The following is a 2,521-nucleotide window of genomic DNA, read 5'->3' as shown; positions in this document are numbered from 1 at the left end:
GTCGAGGGAATCAACAATAAACTTAAACTAATAAAACGGAGAGGCTATGGCTTTAGAAACTTTCGGAATTTTTGGGTTAGAAGTATGTTATCTTGGCATCTTGTCTGTTGATTTAGCATAAAGGGTAACGAAGAGCCAATTTTTGAGGAGGAAATTACCCTCGATCCTTCCCTAGGGGACGATGAAGATTTATTCCCAAAACGCCTTCCCTTTTGGTGGGAAGCGGGAAATCTGGGCGGATTTAGTGGTTTAGCTCGCCAATTCCTGACGGAATTTGGTTATCCCGTCCCCGAAAAAGAAATAGATTTACAGGAAGCTTTAATCAGACAATTGCAACGCCATCGCCACCTAATTATTATCGATAATCTAGAGATTTTATTAGGGGAAGATGGTTCTTGGAATAATGAATTTTATCAGCAGTTTTTCACTGCTTGGATAGAAAAAGGTGACACCAGCAAAATTATAGTCACCACCAGAGACAAGCCAAAACCTAAGGGTTTTAACCGTTGGATCGAGCTAAAAGGTTTGAAACCTCCTGAAGGGGCGCAATTGTTAGCGGAATCGCAAATAACAGGGGATCTAGAGAACTTTTCTCGACGGGTGGATGGTCATCCATTACTCCTGCGATTGGTGGCGGATTTACTCCTAGCAGAATTTCCGCAAAACCCCAGTTTAGAAAGGTTAGCGGACTTAGGATTAGGAAATTTATCGCAACTTTTGAGCGATCCGCAGGTGGTGGGGAGCCATCGTCAAGAGACAGTGGGAATTGCTTTAGTTTTAGATGCTAGTTTTCAGCGACTTAGCCAAAGACAGCAAGAATTATTCACTAAAACCAGCATTTATCGCCGAGAATTTGATTCTCCGGCAGCCAAAGCAGTGATGGATAATTACCCGGAGATCGCACTATCCGAGATCACGGCAGATCTGCGAGAATTACAGCGACGATCATTATTAGAAGAAAAAGAGGAAAATCGCCAGCGAATTTTTAGTTTTCAGCCTTTAGTTTGGGAATATGCACAATACAAAGCCGGCGATCAAAGGGAATTACACCAAAAAGCGATCGCCTATTATCTTTCTATTGCTCAACCCGACTCCTGGGAAATCCTCAACGATGTGCAACCTTACCTAGAAATTTTCTATCATCACTATCAGTTAACCGAGTACGACAATGCTTTTGATATTCTCCGTGCTATCGAGGATTTTCTCACCCGACGCGGGTATTATCAAACCCTAGCCGATTATTACCTTGAATTAGTCACTGTTTACCAACAACAGGAAGAGCAAACCAACCGGAAATATTTCGCATCCCTCACCAGTTTAGGCAATGTTTACTATTCCCTAGGAGAATACCAAAAAGCGATCGAGTTTCATCAACAGTCCTTAGCAATCACACGCGAAATCGGTGATCGGGGGGGTGAAGCGAATTCCTACAATAATTTAGGCAATGTTTACTATTCCCTAGGAGAATACCAAAAAGCGATCGAGTTTTATCAACAATCCTTAGCAATCGATCGGGAAATCGGTGATCGGGGGGGTGAAGCGAAATCCTACAATAATTTAGGCAATGTTTACTATTCCCTAGGAGAATACCAAAAAGCGATCGAGTTTCATCAACAGTCCTTAGCAATCAAACGGGAAATCGGTGATCGGGGGGGTGAAGCGTCTTCCTACAATAATTTAGGCAATGTTTACAATTCCCTTGGAGAATACCAAAAAGCGATCGAGTTTCATCAACAGTCCTTAGCAATCACACGCGAAATCGGTGATCGGGGGGGTGAAGCGTATTCCTACGGCAATTTAGGCAATGTTTACGATTCCCTAGGAGAATACCAAAAAGCGATCGAGTTTTATCAACAGTCCTTAGCAATCACACGGGAAATCGGTGATCGGGGGGGTGAAGCGAAAGCTTGGTTTAATCTGGGACTTACCTACTATAAACTCAAACGTATATCGGAAGCGAAAGAAGCAATTCTTCAAGCGCGGGAATTATATCAAGCATTGGGGTTAGCAGGATATGTTCAAAAGTGCGATGATGAAATTCGGCAATTAGAAACCCGAAAATATCCCTTAATCGTTGCTTTCTTTCTGGGGGTGGTTAAGTTTCCTTTAGTTTTAATTGGGGGGATAATAGTGGCATTGTGGCGATTGTTAAAAAGATGGTTGAGGAAAGCATAATTATCGGTAGGATGGGTTAAATATCCCTTATTTTTAACCTGAGTTTCACATCTGCTAATTTCCCCTCATAACTACCCTAAAGTGAGAAATTATAGTAATATTTCTAAGGATTACCAGAAAAGAAAGAGCGCCACGCTGCCGTGCCGATCGCTCCTCCTAAAAGAATAATTAACGTCCAAACTTGATTTTTTTGGGTTCCTTCCACCTTTTCTAGTCTTCTATCCATCCCATCGACTTTCTCAGTTAGTTTTGCCTGTCCTACCTCTAGCTTAGTTAGCCGTTCGTCGATTTTGTCAAATTTCTGGTTAAAATCCTTCTGTAGGCTGTCAAATTTCTGGTTAACATC

3 protein-coding genes are annotated in these 2,521 nt (G+C 42.0%); 2 read left to right on the top strand and 1 reads right to left on the bottom strand.

Annotation, left to right across the window (positions count from 1 at the left end; translation table 11 throughout):
- Both IM477_RS20600 and IM477_RS20595 read left to right on the top strand, forming a co-directional pair.
- Positions 1-111 (top strand): transposase (locus tag IM477_RS20600; RefSeq protein ID WP_071784045.1); only part of this gene is annotated, 111 nt, incomplete at its 5' end.
- A 6-nt stretch (positions 112-117) separates the two neighbouring features.
- Positions 118-2,175: a tetratricopeptide repeat protein gene (locus IM477_RS20595; RefSeq protein WP_287733282.1), complete on the top strand. Its 2,058-nt coding sequence runs from the start codon at positions 118-120 to the stop codon at positions 2,173-2,175.
- A gap of 103 nt (positions 2,176-2,278) precedes the next feature.
- On the opposite strand, the gene IM477_RS20590 is transcribed toward IM477_RS20595, so the two are convergent.
- Positions 2,279-2,521, bottom strand: a 243-nt coding sequence (locus IM477_RS20590) for a DUF4164 domain-containing protein (protein WP_287733281.1), incomplete at its 5' end; no start/stop codon positions are given.

It is taken from the genome of Microcystis sp. M090S1 (genome assembly GCF_020246295.1).
Classification (GTDB): domain Bacteria; phylum Cyanobacteriota; class Cyanobacteriia; order Cyanobacteriales; family Microcystaceae; genus Microcystis; species Microcystis aeruginosa.
Note: the sequence above shows the minus strand (reverse complement) of the source record. Positions and strands in the feature narration are given on the sequence as shown.